The sequence below is a fragment of the Pleionea sp. WD8-19 genome, from assembly GCF_055326765.1.
The window spans coordinates 1-1,155 of record NZ_JBUZOU010000058.1; the positions used below are offsets into that span (position 1 = coordinate 1).

The 1,155-nt window shown below is 42.3% G+C and carries 2 protein-coding genes; one reads left to right on the forward strand and one right to left on the reverse strand.

Annotation, left to right across the window (positions count from 1 at the left end):
* The coding region (locus tag ACTUJY_RS21095) for a transposase (RefSeq protein ID WP_463618109.1) at nt 1–289 on the reverse strand (289 nt) is incomplete at its 3' end.
* A 92-nt stretch (nt 290–381) separates the two neighbouring features.
* Between ACTUJY_RS21095 and ACTUJY_RS21100 the strand changes: the two genes are divergently transcribed.
* Entirely contained in the window at nt 382–999 is a 618-nt protein-coding gene (locus ACTUJY_RS21100; RefSeq protein ID WP_463618110.1) for a hypothetical protein, read from the forward strand.
* The last annotated feature ends 156 nt before the right edge of the window (nt 1,000–1,155 follow it).

A 1,155-nucleotide genomic window follows, 5' to 3' on the forward strand; every position in this document is an offset into this window, starting at 1 on the left:
AAGCGCCGTCGGTACGTTTTCGTTGATTGTATTTTTGAGTATAAACACCGTTGATATGACGCATTGCACGCCCCAAATTACCTCTCGGTGTTTTCACCAGTAAGTGATAATGATTTCCCATCAAGCAATAAGCGTGTATCTCAATGCCAAATCGTTGGTGGGCTTGGTCAATACAGGTTAAAAAGTCTTCATAGTATTTATTACCATGAAAGATAGTCTGACGCTCCCTACCTCGGTTCATCACGTGGTAGTAAGCGCCTTCGTATTCTACTCGGAGAGGTCTGGTCATGCATTGAGGGTAGTTGATTTAATAGCTAATATCAAGACTTGACCCCTATACTTCTCTATCTCGCTCGTATGCCTGAGCACAAAAAGAAATCCATGAAGCAAATGCTCAGTCAACGTATTCAGCTGATCAAGCAACAACGTCCGGATTTATCCTTTATTAAAATAGCCGACGGCGCACGAGATAACTGGACATTTTTCGACAATGAAATCAAAACGGGTGAATGTGTACTCGATTTTTATCACGCTTCTCAGCACCTTCACTGCGCATTGGAAGCCATTCATGGCAAAGGAAGTTTAGCTGCGAGTTTGGCTTTCAAAAAGTATCGAAGCCTTTTGTTAGAGCATAAAAACGGGATCACAAAAGTGATTAATCATCTGAATTATCAGCTGAGGAAATTGCCCCATAACAATCACCTAAAAACAGAGCTGACTTATTTCAAGCGTCACAAAGCTCGTTGCCATTACGCAAAGCTTATTGATGAGTGCAAGCCGATTGGTTCAGGCATTGTGGAGTCGGCTTGTAAAACGGTGGTGCAGATGCGACTTAAACGTTCAGGGCAACACTGGGATGATCAAGGTGGGCAGGCGATACTAACGTTTCGGTCCATCCTTCTCAGCAAACAACTGGATACTGCTTGGGAAAACATTAAACAACATTACTACCAACCTATTTCACCACCTAAAAATGTTGTGAAATTTGTTCGAAAATGATCAGTGCGAGAGTTGCACCCCTATACTTCGTTTTCAAGAACACTTCATACTTACTGGCAAATTCTGATGCAACTAGCCGACTCCTTCAAAATTGAAGTGCCCGAAAAGTCGCTAGAGAAAGAGCTTATTAAAGCGGCATTCAATCACATCAAACAG

Bases quoted from the DNA above. Each gene is read 5' to 3' on its own strand.
- ACTUJY_RS21100 (WP_463618110.1), top strand. From the start codon at position 382: ATGAAGCAAATGCTCAGTCAACGTATTCAGCTGATCAAGCAACAACGT.